The sequence below is a fragment of the Bacteroides sp. 3_1_13 genome (assembly GCF_001185845.1).
In the GTDB taxonomy this organism is placed as follows: Bacteria; Bacteroidota; Bacteroidia; order Bacteroidales; family Bacteroidaceae; genus Bacteroides; species Bacteroides xylanisolvens.
On the sequence record NZ_KQ236955.1, the window covers coordinates 1239929 to 1258673 of the forward strand.

The following is an 18745-nucleotide window of genomic DNA, read 5'->3' on the forward strand; positions in this document are numbered from 1 at the left end:
CCCTCTTTTTTCGAAAAGAGGGGTTTCTTTGTATCCGGAAGAATTATCTTTAAACTAATACCGTAATGACGAAGCGATTTTTTATTAGCTACAGTTTGATTACTTTATTTCTCTTGGATAGTGTAGTGCTGTTTGCACAATGCGAAAATGCGTTTGCACAACAATGGAAGATAGAAGATGCATCCCATGCCTTGCAGGTGATAGAACGTACAGATACATTAGAATTGATCGTGCCGGATGGATTGACTATGTGGTATCAGCAGCGATTGGCGGGGAATTATGAGGTTAGTTACCGCACTTGTATGGTGATGCAAGGAGGGAAGTACGATCGCTTGAGTGACTTGAATTGTTTTTGGGCTGCCAATGACCCTAAATACCCAGATGATCTTTTCACTCGTAGTCAGTGGCGCGACGGCATCTTTAAAAACTACAACACATTAAACCTTTTCTACGTTGGATACGGGGGAAATGATAACTCGACGACTCGTTTCCGTCGTTACAGAGGAGAATATTATGGAGTAGCAGATGACAAGGTGAAACCCTTATTGAAAGAATATACTGATGCCTCTCACTTGCTTGTTCCCAATCAGTGGTATCAGATTCGCATTAAAGTGGAAAAAGGAATCACGACTTATTCTGTGAATGGTGAAGAACTGTTCCGCTATGTTCTTACAGGCGGCGAAGGTGACGGACACTTCGGTCTTCGTCTCTTGCAGAATCATGTCCTGTTTACAGATTTTAAAGTGACTACTCTCTGACTTATATACTGAAAAACCTAATAAGACGATATATCCATGATGAAACAACCTTTTATTAAATTTGGAGTGACAACTCTATTTTCTCTTTTGTGTTCAACATTCCTTCATGCGCAAGTCGTAACAGATGAGCGGATGTTTTCTTTTGAAAAACCGCAAATACCGGATTGTATCACCGCTACCCATTCCCGCCTGTCGGTATCAGATCTGCATTATAAAGATGGAAAACATTCGTTGGAATGGACATTTGAACCGGGTGGTATATTGGAATTCAAGAAAGACCTGAAGTTTGAGAAGAAAGATCCGACCGGCAAGGATTTATATCTTTCGGCTTTTATTGTGTGGGTTTATAATGAAGTGCCTCAGAATGCGACTATTGAGTTTCAGTTTCTGAAAGACGGCAAACGATGCACATCTTTCCCTTTTGGTATTAATTTCAGTGGTTGGCGCGCTGCATGGGTCTGCTATGAACGTGATATGCAAGGCACACCGGAAGAAGGCATGAATGAACTCCGAATTATTGCTCCAAATTCAAAAGGAACCCTTTTCATCGATCATTTGATTACGGCTACTAAGGTTGATGCACGTCAACAGACGGCCGATCTGCAAGTCCCTTTTGTCAATGCCGGAACCACCAACCATTGGCTGGTTGTCTATCAACACTCGCTTTTGAAACCGGATATTGAATTGACTCCTGTAGACGATAAGCAAAGAGCAGAAATGCAACTGTTGGAAAAGCGTTTTCGTGATATGATCTACACGAAAGGCAAGATCACAGATAAAGAGGTTGAAAATATTCGCAAGAAATATGATTTCTATCAGATCACTTACAAAAACGGTCAGGTTTCGGGAGTACCTATCTATATGGTACGTGCCGCCGAAGCTTATGAACGAATCATTCCGGATTGGAACAAGGATATGCTCACTAAGATGGGTGTGGAAATGCGTGCTTATTTCGATCTGATGAAAAGAATAGCTGTTGCATATAATAATAGTACGGCGAAACCGGTGATTCGGGAAGAAATGAAGAAGAAGTTCTTGGCAATGTACGATCACATAACCGATCAGGGCGTGGCTTATGGTAGTTGTTGGGGAAATATCCATCATTACGGGTATAGTGTTCGCGGCCTGTATCTGGCATATTTCTTGATGAAAGATGTGCTTAGGGAAGCAGGCAAACTCCAAGAAGCCGAACGGACATTACGCTGGTATGCGATTACTAACGAAGTGTATCCCAAACCGGAAGTTGACGGAATTGATATGGACTCTTTCAATACACAGACCACAGGGCGTATTGCCAGTATTCTAATGATGGAAGATACACCGGAGAAACTGCAATACTTGCGGTCTTTCTCTCGTTGGATTGATTATGGTTGCCGTCCTGCACTGGGGCTGTCCGGTTCATTTAAAGTGGACGGAGGTGCTTTCCATCATCGCAATAACTATCCGGCTTATGCCGTAGGCGGACTGGATGGGGCAACAAACATGATTTATCTTCTTAGCCGGACGGAATTTGCAGTTTCCAAGTTGGCTCATGAAACGGTGAAGAATGTATTGCTGACCATGCGCTTTTATTGCAATAAACTGAATTTCCCTCTTTCTATGTCCGGTCGTCATCCGGATGGAAAAGGTAAACTGGTTCCTATGCATTTTGCCATGATGGCTTTAGCCGGTTCTCCCGATGGAAAGGCGGAATATGATAGTGAAATGGCTTCTTCTTATCTTCGTTTGATTTCAAATTCGGGCGTTGAGAATGATGCTCCCGAATATATGCCCAAAGTTTCAAATGCTGAAGAACGCAAAGCGGCAAAGCTTCTGATAGAGAAAGGTTTCCGTCCGGAACCGGATCCACAGGGGAATATAGCAATGGGCTATGGTTGTGTCTCTGTTCAACGTCGCAGTAACTGGTCTGCCGTGGCCCGTGGACATTCCCGTTATTTATGGGCGGCTGAACATTATTTGGGAGCGAATTTATATGGTCGCTATCTGGCACACGGCAGTTTGCAGATATTGACTGCTGCACCGGGGCAGACAGTGACTCCGGCCACTAGTGGTTGGCAGCAGGAAGGTTTTGACTGGAACCGTATCCCGGGAGTTACATCTATTCATTTGCCGTTGGAACAATTGCAGGCTAAAGTACTCAATGTAGATCGTTATTCAGGAATGGAAGAGATGCTTTATTCTGATGAAGCTTTTGCAGGCGGATTGTCTCAACAGAAGATGAATGGTAACTTCGGAATGAAGTTGCACGAGCACGACAAGTATAACGGATCGCACCGGGCACGTAAATCTTACCATTTCATCGATGGAATGATTGTCTGCCTTGGATCGGATATTGAAAATACAAATACGGAATTCTCCACTGAAACGACTATCTTCCAATTGGCAGTCACAGATAAGGCGGGACATGACTATTGGAAAAATTATCAGGAAGATAAGAAAGTATGGGTAGATCATTTGGGAACAGGTTATTATGTTCCGACAGCCATTCGATTTGAGAAAAACTTCCCTCAATATTCGCGAATGCAGAATACGGGAAAGGAAACAAAGGGTGATTGGGTTTCTTTGGTAGTAGATCATGGAAAGGCACCGAAAAACGGAAGGTATGAATACGCTGTTTTGCCTCAAACGAATGAAATCGCGATGAAGAAGTTTGCGAAAAAGCCAACTTATAAAGTTTTGCAGCAAGATCGGAAGGCGCATATTGTAGAGTCCGCTTCCGAGCAGATTGTTTCTTATGTATTGTTTGAAACTCCTGAAACAACGTTGCCGGGTGGTCTGTTGCAACGTGTGGATACTTCCTGCCTGGTTATGACTCATAAAGAATCTGCTGATAAGATTAAACTGACGGTAGCACAACCTGATTTGGCTTTGTATCGCGGTCCAAGTGACGAAGCGTTTGATAAAGACGGGAAGCGGATTGAACGTAGTATCTACTCTCGTCCGTGGATTAATAATGGAAGTAGTGAAATACCAGTGACTGTGACCATAAAAGGCCGATGGAATGTGGAAGAAACTCCCTATTGTACGGTAGTCTCTTCCAATGAAAAGCAAATAATCTTGCGGTTCAGTTGCAAAGATGGCGCTAGCTTTGAAGCGGAACTGAAGAGGTAAGAAGTCTGGCAACCAGAAAATGTTTTGTTTCCCTTTGTACAAGCGTGGTTTCCAAAGCTTTGAAACTATTGTTTCTAGCTGCAGAAACTTTGGTTTCAAGCGTATGAAACTCTAGTTTCAAGTAAGGAAACCAAAAGTTTCAAATAGCGAAACGATTGGTTTCTCGGTGTGAAACTAATCGTTTCCCGTAATGAAACAAAGGTTGTATATAAGTGAAGTAAATATGACTGTTGGGGCTCCCGTAATGAATGTCTCCGATTAATGAAATGTAGTTTGCTGTTTTCGGTGACAGCAATATTGTCATCACAATGCTGTCACCGATTGCTGTCACAATGCTAATCGTTTATAATCAAATCATTAGGTAGTAATCGATGACAGGTGACAGATATATAATCAAAAGAATTGTGTAGAGAGAGATTAGAACATGAACATGGCAACAGCAACAATGCGGTTGTTGCATACGGCATGAGTATCTCTGATTTTTCCATTGGAGGCATTGAGTGAACCATACCATGCAGAGCTTAAGGTATATTCCAAACCGAATTTCCAGTGGGGAACATTGTAGGTCAGTTCTGCCCCTGCTGTTACTAACTGATCGAGGTTTGTTCCCGTTCCATACACTTGAGCGTCAGTTCCATCTGGAGCATATAGTGCATCGCTTGTTCCCAAATTTTTGGCATAACCTACAAAAATACCAGGTTTCCATTTCTGTCCGTAGACAACATTCAACCAAGAGCTGGAGAAACGTATCGGAGTATATTTTTGTTTTCCGGTGTGCCCGTCAACTGACTTTATGCCGAATCCGCCTAACCCGGAGGCCTGCGTGAGATTGGAACCCAATACACTTTTTGCAGCAATGAACCAGGCTTTATGGGTATATTTCGCATGGGCCTCGTAAGAAAGGGTAGTTATGCGTTCGTCTATTTTATATTGATCTCCGTTCGCTCCCCAAGCATGTATGCGTGGCTTTAATGATAATAATTCAATGCCGACACCTGCCAATAAGCCGTCTTTCTTGTAGTCAGCTCCTACATATATCTCCGGGATGCAACCATTCTTTAAGTATTCATGACTTTTTTTACTCTCTTTCGGTTTGTCAGGATTGATACCTTGTGAAGTGTATTGTGATTGCCATACTGCTGCTCCGGTAAGTTGGAAATTCTTGTTTGTATAGCGATAACGAATTTGAGGTGCACGACTAAATGGTTGGAACGGTGCTCCTACGGAGAGATTAAGAATCTGTGGAGACACATCTCCAAATAACGGATGCCAAGTCTGCCCGAGCAATACAGCCGATTTTCCCCAATCCAGATTCAAATAAGCATGGCGAAGTCGAATGACCGAATAAGAGGTACCTGTACCACGGAAGTCAACCTCTACTTTGGCAGATGTCTTGGCCGTCCCCAGCTTCGGACCGGCAACGTCTACTCCGAGACGTGAATACAAGGTATAGAAATTGCTGTTGGGCGTTGAGTTCAAATCATTCCCATCCGGATCACGTACCTTATCTTTCGGATACATATAGAACAATCCGTCTACGGTTTCTTCATTAGCACGACTATTATAATATAAGTCAGTACGAATCTGTCCGTAGAATTTGAACTTGAAATCCTGCATTTGTGCGAAACTGCCCGATACGATTATCAGGCAAAGAAATAAGAGAATGTACTTTTTCATAATGTGCATATTTGTAAACGGGTGCAAAATTACGTAAAATTACTGGTTATTAGTTTATCGTTGATTAAAAAAGGCAAGGATTGCCTGATTGTATTTGTTGAGGCTTGTGCTTTTATGAATTGCTTTCAGTAATTTTCTGTCCGCTTGCGGCATTAAATATTCCCAGAAAGTTTTCATTTTGTTCAGAAGCTGTTCGTCTCCTCCTTCTAACTGTTCTGCATATTGATTGTATACACATCTATGCATCGATTGCAATTTTTCTCTTATTTCATCAAGCTCAAGTGTACGGTTTTGTCTATATTCCAATGCCAATGCCGGGTTGGCAAGTAATCCTCGTCCTATCATCATTCCGGCTAATCCGGGAAACTGTTCCTGAATGTGGTGAATATCTTCCACACTATTGATATCCCCATTATAGATGAGCGGATGTTTGCAGACTCCCTGAAAGGCTTCAAACGCTTTAAGGTCGACTTCTCCTTTATATTGCTGTTTTCCTAAGCGGGGATGCATAACCACTTGTCGTAGGGGGAGCTCATTGATAATCGGAGCCAGTTTCAGACATTCTTTCGGATCTTCCCAACCCAACCTCATTTTGATAGAAAAACTTATTTGCGGATATTCCGTAATCAGCAGGCTAAGTAACGCTTGCACTTCTTCGGGATAAGGAAGAATACCGGAACCATTGTGGCGTTTAGCCAGCATGGGAAAAGGGCATCCCATATTGATATCGACTTCCTTATATCCCTTTTCAATGAATAGGGATAAGATTTTGTCTGCTTTGTCAAAAGAGGGAGCTATCAGTTGCGGAATCAGATGGGGTACTTGATTATTTCCGGGCTCGATTCCTCGGACATCTCTATGACGAAATCCGCCTTTTTCGAGTCGTACAAATGGGGTATAATAAGTATCTATACCTCCGAAGCAGGCAGCATGAGCATTACGGTAAAACACGTCGGTATAACCTTGTAATGGGGCAAAATGAATAGGAAGAGTCTTTTGCATTGTTTTTATTTTTGTGCAAACTTATATATAAATGTTGATTTATACGCTAGTTGAGTAAAGAAAAATGTTTTTTCGGAAGAGAAGAAAGGGAAGAGGGTGAAAAGATATGGTAAAAGTAAAAGAGAGGAACCTCGCGGACCCTCTCTTTTTAATGTTAAATTGATTAAAGTCTGATTTTTATAAACGTTTTCTATGATTGAAGGTTAGAAAAATTGGGGGATATACTATTATTCTACAACGTTTATAGTCAGTTCACGTACTACTTGACCACCTTGATGGACGTAGTTTGCATTGTTGGCTACGAAGGTAGCGGTGTATGTCCCGGCTTCTTCGTAGGTATGTGAGTATATCTCTAATGTTTGCGAGATATTCTTGATGCTTTGTCCTGCATCCGGATAGCAAGTACCCAGCAAGACGGGAGCCGAGATAAGCCAAGTGTCTGCTTTTGTTGTTCCTTTACTTCCTCCTGCGATTTGTATTCTGGTAGGTGTGGTGGTACTCCAGAAGTCAGGGATTTGTCCGTCAACAAGCAAATATGGATATTTTTTTATGTTCTCTTCACTGTTTAGGTCCTCATCCGGCATTTTCTCATTTCCCAATGCCTTCTTAAGAACTTTTTTGTGACTGTCATTTAGCTTCGTTAAATCATATACGAGATTTAGCGGTGAGAAACCGAAATCTTTTGCATTAACCGTATTCCCTTTGCCGTTTGTGAACATCAAGTCAATATTCATATCCATGATGTTGAGCTGTGGCATTGTATTTGAGTTATCAATGGGGTTATAGTGAACCGCTATTGTTATTTCTTTAGCAAGATAAGAAGATAATTCGAATGTAAAAGTTTTGCTGGATTCTGCTGTCTCGCTAGTGCTGTTCGGTTTGGTTGGAAGTTCTTCCTGTGCAAATACCTCTGTCCATTCACAGTTTTCTACAGTTTGTTTATCTTGATCTACATTACTGCCGTTTATGCCATTAAATTGGTCGGAAACGAGTACATGAGTAGAGCCTTTAATTGTGCTTGCGTTTCCATATCTATACCAAATGCGGAAACTAAGTTCACACTTTTCAATATCCTCTACTTTCATTTCTGTACGGTTTCGATGTTTGTATTCATGACCTATTTCTCCACTGAAGAAAGTGATAAAGTCAGGGTCTCCATTAAAGCTGAACGTTACCGGACTGCCTTTTTTGACAGTTACAGTGTTACCGTTAAAGCTGACATTGTTGTCTGTCACCACACCCACTTCCATTGCTGTTTCTTCTTTTAATTCCTTGTCGCATGAAGCGAGACACAGTCCGGCAAAAGCGATAGTCATCAAACTTTTATATATTGTCTTCATATCCTTTTCTTTTTAAAGTTAATAAGTGATTTACCAACCCGGATTATTTGTTTTGATAGCACCGTTCGAGCCAATTTCATTGGCAGGAATCGGGAAATAGTTGTAAGACTTCGGAATATTGAAGTAAGTATATACATTGATTCCGAACTTCCAGGATTCGTCAGCCTGTGCCTTGTCCACTTGTTCCTGCATCAGTTTGTAATAGTCTCCCCAACGGATCAGGTCGAAACGGCGTGTGTACTCGAAACAGAGTTCCATTGCACGTTCGTCTTTGATAGCTTTGCGGAAGCTCTCTTCATCCAGATTTGCTGCAAGTTTTTTGATTCCTGCACGTTCTCTTACTGCATTGATACATTCATACGCCAAATCATTAGGGCCATGGTTGACTTCATTTTCTGCCTCTGCAATCATTAGCAGAATGTCAGAGTAACGGAGAAGAGGGAAGTTGATGGAAGTATCGTTTTTACTCTTCTTGTCTGCTTCATATTCTCTACGATATTTGGCGGCAGCCCTGTTGCGGTTCTTATTGGCATCGTTCTTCGATTCACGATCACCGTAAGTAGACCCCGGCTCTGTTTTACCATAGCTGAAGGATTTATCCCAGTATTGTTGTTCCACTTCATCTCTTTTTCCTTTTACAAATTCACGACCGTCTACCGGAGTACCTTCTCCTGCTGACTGGGTGTAAGTGAATGGAGCGATGTTCCAGTTGCAACGGTCAATGTCATCGTTTGCTTCATACAATTCCAGCAGTTTAGGAGTATTCCAGATAAAAGCGTATGCATAGCCCGGATCACCTTTACCAGTGATGGATGCTTTGGAAGAAAGGTCCTTACCCTGAATGCCGATAATATTACCGATTCTACCTTCTGCACGTACATCCGTCGAACGGTTACCTGCAAATTCTACTTCCCAAATACTTTCATTAGCCTTGGCACCATCCTTATTGAGAGCAGTGTTATACTTATCAGAACAAATGTCGATAAAGAAGTCCCAATATTTGGCAGTTAGTGAATGACCCTCATTCTTGACTAACTGTGCATAGTAACTTGCTTTTTTGAAATATTCTGTAATCTCGGCACTAGTCGTGTTGTTAGCCAAACCCACTTCCTTGTCACGTTTAGGTTCACCGGCCCGGAACATATATACACGCGCCAACATTCCCCAAGCAGCCGATTTGGAAACACGTCCCGGTAAATAGTTCAAATCTTGAGCAGATTTGAGATCCTCGGCAGAACCATACATCTCTTTGATGATAAAATCATAAATCGTCTGTTTGTCCGTACGTGGAATGGAGAGGTTATAGGCATCTTCTGTAGAAGTAGTCTTGAAAGGTACATCTCCCCAACATTCTACCAAAGTAAAATAATAGAATGCGCGTAAGAAACGGGCTTCGGCTTTGTACTGCTTGCGGGTATCATCGTTCATATCGGGCACTGCATCAATATTTTCCAGGAAAATATTGGCTCTGTTGATGCCGGAGTATAATGTGTACCACAATGCTGCAACGGCCGGATCACTTGTGTTGGCATTGTTACAGATCAACCCACTTTTGTTAGGTCCGCGGTTGGCACCACCATAGTGTCCCAGATCGTCACCTCCTACAAGGTATAAGAACTCATTTCCGTAGAAGGAACTTTGTCCCAGAATGGCATAGGTTCCTGTCAGCCAAGAGGTAGCGTCCGCTTCATTTTTGAAGAAGTTTTCAGGAGTGGTGTATGTCGGGTCTTTTTCCAAGAAATCGCAGGAAGTCAGGTTAAGTCCGACAAGAAGTGATATGATGATTATTTTTATTGTTTTCATATACGTAATTGTTTGAAGGATGATTGATTAGAAACCTAAGTTTATACCAAAACTGATAGAGTAGGCTCTCGGATAAGCGGAGAAGTCCAGTCCCGGAGTCAGTGCGCCTTCACGGATAGATACTTCCGGGTCGTAACCGGAATACCCTGTACATGTCCATAGATTCTGACCGGCAACGAATACGCGTGCATTGTCTATCTTCCATTTCTTGGTCAGTTGTTTCGGCAGTGTATATCCTAAAGACACGGTCTTCAGACGAAGGAACGAACCATCTTCGATAATACGTGTAGAGAACACTTTGTTAGAACCGGAGTCGGTAGCTCTCGGAATATTACTTTCCGGATTTTCCGGTGTCCAGCGGTCTGCGTAACTTGCGTATTGGTTCAAGTCACGTGTTTTATTGCTGTTCTCGAAGAACAGGCGGTTGGCATTCAATACATCGTTTCCATACGACCATTGGAAGAAGATGCTCAAGTCAAATCCTTTGTATTCGAAATTGTTGGTAAATCCGCCCGTATGTTTCGGCATACCGTTACCGATCATAGTGCGGTCGTTATCGTCGATGATACCGTCACCATTCAGGTCTGCGTATTTCGGCATACCCGGTTGTGTATTACTTTCGGAAGAGAAATACGGAACATTGCGTTTCAGTGTATATGTATCACCTACTTTGTCGAAATCTTCGTATTTGTATGTACCTTCGTAGATGAATCCGTACATCATTCCCATCGGATAACCCACTTTGGCAATGTAGCTGTATTGAGAGTTATAGTTCTGGTCAAATTTGGCTGCACTCAACAGAGAAGATTGGTTTTCGGCCAATTCTAATACTTTGTTCTTGTTGAATGCGATATTAAAGTTAGTAGTCCATGAGAAATGACGGTTCTTGATATTGGTTGTGTTCAATGTGAGCTCGATACCTTGGTTGCGTACCTTTCCTACATTCTTCATGGCACTGAAATAACCGGAAGAGGTGGGAAGTGCAGTATTCAGCAACAAATCACGAGTCGTTTTACGATACCAGTCTACGGTTAATCCGATGCGTTCGTCCAGGAAGCCTAAGTCCAGGCCTAGGTTCCACTGTTCGGTAGTCTCCCATTTCAGTTTTCTGTTTCTTAAGGAAGTGGGCACTGTACCTACACTTGTCAGGCTGTTTTCGAACGGATATACACCACTCGGTAGGCTACCGATCGAAATAAAATCTCCAACTTTATCTTTTAATATCTGATATAAAGCATACGTATCATACTCGCCTACACGGTTGTTACCGGTCAATCCCCAGCTTGCTCTTAATTTACCGGAAGAAACAACAGACTTCAATGGTTTCATAAAATCTTCCTCCATGAATCCCCATGCCAATGAACCGGAAGGGAAATAGCCGAAACGGTTATCACCACGGAATTTGGAAGAACCGTCGGAACGGAAAGAAACCGTTGCATAATACAATGATTTGTAGTTATAGTTCAAACGTCCCAGGAAAGAGAGCATAGACCAGGAACTCTTTAATGATTTGGTCGTACTGGGAGTTCCTTCACTCATTCCTGCCATCCCGAGTGCTTCGTTTGGAATTTGCACTGTCTTGTATGAATAGTATTCATAGTCAGAATTTTGCAGAGTTACACCTACCATACTATTAAAGAAATGCTTCCGTTTGATATTGGTCTGATAGGTTAGAATATTTTCGTTCAACCACGTTGCACGTTGAGAATGGTAGATTTCTGCATTCACCTTATCGGATGATTTCGGATTACCATAACGAGTTTTCGAGTTGTTGAATGTTTCTCCTTTGCGGGTATCGAATGTGTAACCGCCGGAAACTTTCAACTTCAATCCTTTGATAAATTCATATTCTGCAAATCCGTTGAACTGGATATAGTTCGCGTACGTCTTGCGATATTCATTTTTCAAAGACATGATAGGGTTGAAACGATAGTCGTTGGTATTGTTTATCGCGTCGTCCATGATGTTATCCATCAACGAGTTTAATGGTCTGTCCGGTTCGGTCACAGGGCGATATCCCCATACACTATAGAACAGGTTATTCATACCACTGTATGAGTTCTGGGAAGGAGAACCACCAGTGGTTGTAGTGCTTGAATAGTTGGTTGTCAGATAGATTTTCAGTTTCTTCTTTTGGATGGTAGTACCCATACGGCCTTGTACACGTTTGTAGTTTGATTCCAATAAGATACCGTCCTGGTCATAATAAGATAAAGAAGCATTGTAGCGAACTCCTTCCGAACCACCGGTCAGGCTGACATTATGGCTTTGCATCCATGCGCTGCGGAAGATTTCATCCTGCCAGTTATATTGCGGGATATTCCTATAATCTTCCAGTCCCCATTTCTTACCGTCATAATCCATGAAGTAGGTAGTTTCCATATCTTTGGGACTACGTTCTGCCTGTAGTTTGACGAACTCGTATGCATCCATCATCGGAATCGTTTTGGTGATATGCTGAATACCGAAACTTCCGTCATATTTAATTTTAGGCTGGCCGATTGTTCCTTTCTTGGTTGTAATCATCACGACACCATTGGCACCACGGGCACCGTAGATAGCAGTAGCGGAGGCATCCTTCAGGAAATCGAGTGACTCAATATCGTTCTGATTGATGGCTGCGGCTATGGAAGGGTCTTCCACCGGGAAACCGTCAATGACATAAAGAGGAGAGTTGTCCTGTGTCAAAGAGTTGTTACCACGGATGACGATGTTCATCTGTCCGCCCGGCATACCTTCGCCCGAACTTACGTTGACACCGGCAATACGTCCGCCTAATGTCTCGCCGAAAGAAGCAGTCGGAGTGCTAAGAAGTTCTGCCATGCTGGCTTTGGCAACAGAACCCGTCAGATCCTTCTTGCGTATTTCCTGATAGCCGACTACTACCACTTCGTCCAATGTCTTTGTGTCTTCCTTCAATGTGATAACCATTGGCTTTTGAGTATCCGCCTTTATTTCTACAGTGACATAACCAATGAAAGAAATAACCAATATTGAATTCTTATTGGGCACGTTAAAAGCAAATTTACCGTCAAGGTCAGTGATTGTTCCTTGCGAAGTACCTTTTACCTGAACACTGGCTCCCGGCACTCCTTCTCCTAAGTTATCCTTCACTGTACCTTTAACAAGTACCTGTGCAAGTACAAAAGAAACAGAAAACAAGATCAGTCCGATGGAGGAGAGCATCCTTTTTCTAGTTTGAGTGGATAAATGTTTTTTCATATATTAAAAATTAAGTGATTTTATTGAATCTACGCTTGCAAAGATAGACGGATTGAATATTCTAATATGGATAGAATTATTCAAGATTGGTGCAAAATCATACAATTTTTCTGTTCTCATAAACTATTTTTCTTTAACGGATTCCAGTAATTCAGATAATTCTTTCACTATGTCGGGATATTGTTTTGATACATTCGTTTTCTCCGATGGATCGGAGGATAAATCGTAAAGTTGAGGCTGTTTGTCGTTGCCTAACTCCATTTTCGTCCAATGTTCGATAGCAGGGCCGTCGCTCGGTTCGATGTATTTCCATTGACCTTTTATGATGGCAAGTGTGTTATTGAGATTCTGTTGAACGACATACTCACGGTTTGTATTATTTTTGCCGAGGAGAACGTTCAGATGCTCCTGACTGTCGGGGGCAGCTCCCTTGCGTAAAGGTTGCTCTAAAAGTGAAGCGAGCGATGCATACACATCTATTTGAGAGAAAAGAGCTTGTTGCTTGTTCGGCTTCACCCGGGCAGGCCAACGGACAATAAATGGAACGCGTGTACCCGCTTCGTAAGCGCTGTATTTTCCACCACGGTAGATACCCATTGGAGTATGTCCGTTGAGAAGTTCGTAAGCTTGGTCTTGATAGCCGTCGTCGATAACAGGACCGTTATCGCTGGTAAAGATCAGGATGGTGTTGTCTGCGATGTGGAGGCTGTCCAGTGTGTGCATGATTTCACCTATGGTCCAGTCCAGTTGCAGGATGACGTCGCCACGAGTGCCGAGTCCGCTTTTGCCTGCGAAACGTGGGTGGGGGATGCGCGGTACATGTACGTCTTGCGTACCCATATATAAGAAGAAGGGTTCTTCCTGATGGGATGCAATGAAATTTTTAGCCTTATGAGTGATGATATCGGCTATGTCTTCATCTTTCCAAAGGGCGGATTTTCCTCCGGTCATCCAACCGATGCGGGGAATGCCGTTGATAATTGTATTGTTGTGTCCCTGGCTGGGCTTTAAAGTGACGAGCTCCGGATTCTCTTCTCCCGTAGGCCAGTCGCCTACTTTGTGGTCGTAGCTTACGGTGATAGGGTCATTGGGGTCAAGTCCTACGACATGTCCGTTTTCTACAAATACACAAGGTACACGGTCTACGGTAGCCGGAATAATAAATTCGTAGTCGAAACCGATGCTTTGCGCGTTAGGGGTAATTGGGTTGTTAAAGTCGGTTCCACCTTTCGGACCGAGTCCCAGATGCCATTTCCCTACTGCACCGGTTGCGTATCCTGCATCTTTCAGCATATCTGCCATGGTGACGCAGGTAGTGTCGATAATGAGTTCGGAGTTACCGGGAGCGATTCCTGTGTTTTCCTGTCTCCAGGGATACATACCTGTCAGGAGTCCGAAACGGGAAGGGGTGCTGGTGGCAGAAGTTGCATAAGCATTGGTGAATTGTACTCCTTGTCCTGCCAACCGGTCAATGTTGGGAGTGCTCACTTTTGTTGCTCCATAACAACTTAAATCACCAATGCCGAGATCATCTGCAAATATATAAATAATGTTAGGCTTTTGGCTATTCTGCCCATTGTTCTTTTGGGGTGCATGATTGCATCCTGACAGCGTGACGATGCCAGACAATAGGGGAAGTAGACGCGAAACGTTTTTCATAATGCTGAATGTTTTAGGAAATAATGTAATGAACACAAAGATAAGCGAATGGAAGAAAAAGAATGAGTAGGAATGTACAAGTGAAGTACAAAATAGTACACTTAAGAAGTTACCTTCTTTATTCGGGCGAAGATGTCCGGACTAAGAAACCGTTTATATCATAAATTTAGGCACGGATCACACGGATTAATGCTGTTGTTCTCATACTCAGCGTTTTTTTATCCGTGAAATCCGTGTGATCCGTGCCTAATAATATAAGATTATTTTGCAAGAGTGCTTATAGAGTTACCTGTTAATCTGTTTCTTCTCCGTCTCCTTCTTCTTCGCTCTCTTCTCCTTTACGATAAGCCAGCGGACTGACGTGATAAATCTCTTTGAAACATTTACTGAAATAGCGGGAGGAGGAGAACCCAATCCGGTCAGAAATCTCCGTGATATTCAGTTCCGGGTTATTCCTTAACATGACAGCGCCTTTTTTGAGACGTATGCTTAAGATGAAATCATTCGGGGTCTGGCCTGTAACTGCTTTCAATTTGGTGAACAGGTTTGTACGTGCCATACCCATTTCACGGGCGAAGATATTAACGTTGAAATCTGTATTGTCCAGATGACGTTCGATAATGGCCATCGCGCGGTCGAGCATCTCCTTATCCATCGGGTTGGTAGCCAACATTTGAGCAAAAGCCTGCGGTTGTTTGCTGAACTTCTCTTGCAATAGCCGGCGGGAGTTAACCAGGTTATTGCAGCGGGAAATCAGAAGATTGGTATTAAACGGCTTCGTGATATAATCATCCGCACCAATCTTTAAACCTTCGATATTGTGCTCTATAGCAGTACGTGCAGTTAATAATACTACCGGAATATGGCAAGTATTAAAGTCTGTCTTGATCTGTTTGCAAAGTTCCGTACCCGACATGCGTGGCATTACGACATCACTTAAAATGATGCTCGGCATATCCTTCTGTATCATCTCTAATGCTTCTACTCCGTCGGAAGCCGTACTGACCTGATAGAATGTTTCGAAAATACCGGCTAACATCTGCTTGATAGATTCATTGTCTTCCACTATCAGCATTTTGGCGTCTTCGATACGCTTGTTATCTTCTTCTTTCCATTCCGAATCAGGGATTATTTCTACTGAAGGAACAATAGTCTCTGTTTGCTGGATGGTTTCCGTATCATCTTTCGCTATTTGCTCTTCTGTGAAGTGTTCCTTGCCTAGTTTGAGGGTGATAATGAAACTGCTTCCTTTGCCCGGCTCGCTTTCCACCCGGATTGTGCCGTGATGAAGTTCCACAATACCTTTCGTCAGTGCCAGTCCGATGCCTGTACCGGCTCCGGTATTCAGCGAGTTGAGATGCTCGGTCTGATAGAAACGGTCGAATATCTTATCAATTTCGGCTGCGGCGATACCTGTACCGGTATCTTTTATTTCAATGATGACATGGTCTTTCTCCTGCGATACATTAATCGAAATCGTATCTTCGGCCTTGGTATGCTTCACTGCATTAGACAGCAGGTTGTTTATTACTTTCTGCATCTGCTTTTGGTCATACCACACTTCAATGTCATCCTTTTGTTTGTTGAACTTGAAGTTGATTTGTTTACTGCTGGCGTATTCGAGGAAGAGCAGATAATTCTCATACAGGAAGTTAACCAGGTTGTGCTGGCTTACTTTGATCTTCATGTGTCCCTGTTCCTGTTTACGGAAATCAAGAAGTTCCGTAATCAGTTCCCGTAATTGGAGACTGTTCTTGTAGATTCCCAACACCTTATTATATATATTAGGCGTAAATGTCTGCACCTGCAACAAAGTTTCCACTTGTCCCACGATCAGCGTTAACGGTGTGCGGAATTCGTGCGAGATGTTAGTGAAGAAACGGAGTTTTGACTGGTTCAATGCTTCAAGGTCTTCAATATGCTTCTTTTCGTACTTCAAAGACTCACGGAGTTTGATGCGCGAATTATAGTTCTGAATAAGATACCATAACAGACTGATAGTGACAATGGTATAAATCAGGTAAGCCCACCATGTCTCATACCATGAAGGGAGTACGATAATCAGCAGTCTGGCCTCTTTTATTCCTTCCCTCTGTGATTTGATGACAAGGGTATATTTACCCGGATTCAGGTTTGTATAAGTAATCAGCGTTTGCTTCCGGTAAGTATGGTTCCATTCGTCCGAGAAACCCTCCAGGCGATAGAGAATTTCATCTCTGTTGGCAGGGATGAAGTTGGAAGTGGCATATTCGATGCTAAACATCGATTGATTCGCTTTCAGACTGATTTCCGGAGTATGACAGATCGACTGTTCCAGGATGCCGCTTTCATCTCCCGGAACTACTTCTTTTCCGTTGACAAGCAGGCGGGAAAGAATGATATTATACGATTTAGGAGTGAAATGTAATTTCTTCTCCCAGAAAGAAATCATTCCCTGAATACCGCCAAGGAATACTTCTCCGTCATGTGTCACAAATAGTGCGTTTTCATTGACGGCAGTCAACGGGAATCCATTTTCCGTACCGTAATTATAGAATTTCTTGCTTGGATAGTTGAACTGTGAGAATCCCTGATTGGTAATCAGCAATAAGTCTCCTTTCTGTATGGACGATTCGCATACTTCGTAGATACAGTCGCTGGATAAACCATCTGTCTGTACATCGAAGTTTTCAAAGTCATCACTTGCCTTACGGTAACGGTCGAGACCGCTTCCGGAGGTGCAGAACCACAGATTACCGTTACTGTCCTGCATGATACTGTTGATATTATTGTTGCTAAGACTGTTCGGATTAGCGGGATTGTGTGGATAATTAGTAAGTTTACCGCTGTCGAACCGGTAAGAATAAACACCCTCCCCGGTAGCCGCAATCCACAATGTACCGTCTTTATCAATGCAAAGACTGGCTACCATGCCAATACCTCTTCCTTCTTTAGTCTCTTTGAAGAGCTGTTGGCAAGCGCCTGTTGCCGGATTGAAAAGACAAACACCGTTTTGTGTGGCGACAACCAGCTTGTCCTTATAAGGTACAATGTCTCGGACGATATCCGAAGGTAGTGAGGTTGGGTCTCCGGCTTTCATTCGGTAGACTGTGAAACGGTTAGTACGCAGGTCGAGTTTGTTCAATCCTCCCAAGTGTGTACCTATCCACATGATTTCATTAGTCCGGTCGTAGTAGATTGCTTTGACATTGTTATGGGAAATGCTATTTTTGCCCTCTTCGTGGCGATACCACCGATAGGTGTTATCCTTCCGGTTATACACATTCACGCCGCCGCCTTCGGTACAAATCCACAGGTTTCCGTCCTTATCTTCAGTCATTCTACCGACGATCGGACTACTTAGACCTTCTTTCTCTGTATCTCCGGTTTTGTAACGGGTATAGATTTCATATTCTGGATTGAAATAGTTGACACCTCCGAAATAAGTACCCAGCCAAATTGTTCCTTGTTCATCTTTGACGATGCACCAGATGGAGGAGTGGGTAAGTCCGTCGGGTTTGTTCGCGTTGGCAGTGTAAAGTTGGAATTTACCTGTGCTCTTTTCATAGCGATTTAACCCGTGAAAGGTTCCTATCCACAGATTTCCTGCATTATCTTCACAGCAACTCCTTACGAAATCGGTGCAAATACTGTTTGGATTTTTAGGATCATGACGGAAGTTCTCAATGGTACTATCTGTTTTTATCCGGTAGAGTCCTTCTTCCCAGGTACAGATCCATAATTCTTTAGACGAATCTTCGTAAATACTCGCGATATTACCTCTTGTGACAGGTTGGGAAATCTTTTTGTCTCCCGATAAACAGTAAAGTCCGTTACTGGTAGTTCCCATCCACAGATTTTTCTTTTCGTCCAGGTGGAGGCAGGAGAGGGTGATATCTTTTCCGGCAAGATGATAGTAGAGATCGAAGTTTCCGGTACTTTCATTATATACAAACACTTCTTCCTCAAATCCGCAACTAAGCTCTTCAGCGTCCTTCTTGCGTCTAAACGTCCTCTCATCACTGAATTAGCAGATAAATTGAGGCTGAAATACCCACTTCTGCCCACAATATCCCCTTGCCCCACTATGCGACTTGAGGCAATACGCAGTATCATACCCATAAGTTGTAGGCGTTATCCAAAATCAGTCTGAAAAATATCTGCGTAAGCATTATTACAGGTATAGATATTCAG

Annotated in this window: 8 protein-coding genes and 1 pseudogene; 2 read left to right on the forward strand and 7 right to left on the reverse strand. The window is 42.8% G+C overall.

Annotated elements, in window-relative coordinates; genetic code table 11:
• The first annotated feature begins 65 nt into the window (after positions 1–65).
• Both HMPREF9009_RS04555 and HMPREF9009_RS04560 read left to right on the forward strand, forming a co-directional pair.
• Positions 66–758: a DUF6250 domain-containing protein gene (locus HMPREF9009_RS04555; RefSeq protein WP_008641726.1), complete on the forward strand. Its 693-nt coding sequence runs from the start codon at positions 66–68 to the stop codon at positions 756–758.
• A 36-nt stretch (positions 759–794) separates the two neighbouring features.
• A complete protein-coding gene (locus HMPREF9009_RS04560) occupies positions 795–3869 on the forward strand; it encodes a chondroitinase family polysaccharide lyase (RefSeq protein ID WP_049701568.1) in 3075 nt (1024 codons plus the stop codon).
• A 417-nt stretch (positions 3870–4286) separates the two neighbouring features.
• Here the strand turns inward: HMPREF9009_RS04560 and HMPREF9009_RS04565 are convergent, their stop codons facing one another.
• From HMPREF9009_RS04565 to HMPREF9009_RS04595, 7 genes and pseudogenes are all read right to left on the reverse strand, one after another.
• Positions 4287–5546 carry a DcaP family trimeric outer membrane transporter gene (locus tag HMPREF9009_RS04565; RefSeq protein ID WP_032841932.1) on the reverse strand — a complete coding sequence of 420 codons (1260 nt, stop codon included), beginning with the start codon at positions 5544–5546 and terminating at the stop codon, positions 4287–4289.
• 54 nt (positions 5547–5600) lie between these two features.
• Positions 5601–6548, reverse strand: a complete 948-nt coding sequence (locus HMPREF9009_RS04570) for a tRNA-dihydrouridine synthase family protein (protein ID WP_008641729.1) — start codon at positions 6546–6548, stop codon at positions 5601–5603.
• Positions 6549–6775: 227 nt separating this feature from the next.
• Complete coding sequence (locus HMPREF9009_RS04575; protein WP_008023918.1) at positions 6776–7888, reverse strand: DUF5017 domain-containing protein; 1113 nt, start codon at positions 7886–7888, stop codon at positions 6776–6778.
• Positions 7889–7918: 30 nt separating this feature from the next.
• On the reverse strand, positions 7919–9691 hold the full coding sequence (locus HMPREF9009_RS04580) for a RagB/SusD family nutrient uptake outer membrane protein (protein ID WP_004324280.1): 1773 nt from the start codon (positions 9689–9691) through the stop codon (positions 7919–7921).
• Positions 9692–9718: 27 nt separating this feature from the next.
• A complete protein-coding gene (locus HMPREF9009_RS04585) occupies positions 9719–12877 on the reverse strand; it encodes a SusC/RagA family TonB-linked outer membrane protein (protein WP_049701569.1) in 3159 nt (1052 codons plus the stop codon).
• 159 nt (positions 12878–13036) lie between these two features.
• Complete coding sequence (locus HMPREF9009_RS04590; protein ID WP_049701570.1) at positions 13037–14572, reverse strand: sulfatase-like hydrolase/transferase; 1536 nt, start codon at positions 14570–14572, stop codon at positions 13037–13039.
• Positions 14573–14864: 292 nt separating this feature from the next.
• Positions 14865–18524, reverse strand: a pseudogene (locus HMPREF9009_RS04595) (two-component regulator propeller domain-containing protein); the annotation flags it as partial.
• Positions 18525–18745 lie beyond the last annotated feature (221 nt).

Bases quoted from the DNA above. Each gene is read 5' to 3' on its own strand.
- HMPREF9009_RS04555 (WP_008641726.1), top strand. From the start codon at position 66: ATGACGAAGCGATTTTTTATTAGCTACAGTTTGATTACTTTATTTCTC.
- HMPREF9009_RS04560 (WP_049701568.1), top strand. From the start codon at position 795: ATGATGAAACAACCTTTTATTAAATTTGGAGTGACAACTCTATTTTCT.
- HMPREF9009_RS04565 (WP_032841932.1), bottom strand. From the start codon at position 5,546: ATGAAAAAGTACATTCTCTTATTTCTTTGCCTGATAATCGTATCGGGC.
- HMPREF9009_RS04570 (WP_008641729.1), bottom strand. From the start codon at position 6,548: ATGCAAAAGACTCTTCCTATTCATTTTGCCCCATTACAAGGTTATACC.
- HMPREF9009_RS04575 (WP_008023918.1), bottom strand. From the start codon at position 7,888: ATGAAGACAATATATAAAAGTTTGATGACTATCGCTTTTGCCGGACTG.
- HMPREF9009_RS04580 (WP_004324280.1), bottom strand. From the start codon at position 9,691: ATGAAAACAATAAAAATAATCATCATATCACTTCTTGTCGGACTTAAC.
- HMPREF9009_RS04585 (WP_049701569.1), bottom strand. From the start codon at position 12,877: ATGCTCTCCTCCATCGGACTGATCTTGTTTTCTGTTTCTTTTGTACTT.
- HMPREF9009_RS04590 (WP_049701570.1), bottom strand. From the start codon at position 14,572: ATGAAAAACGTTTCGCGTCTACTTCCCCTATTGTCTGGCATCGTCACG.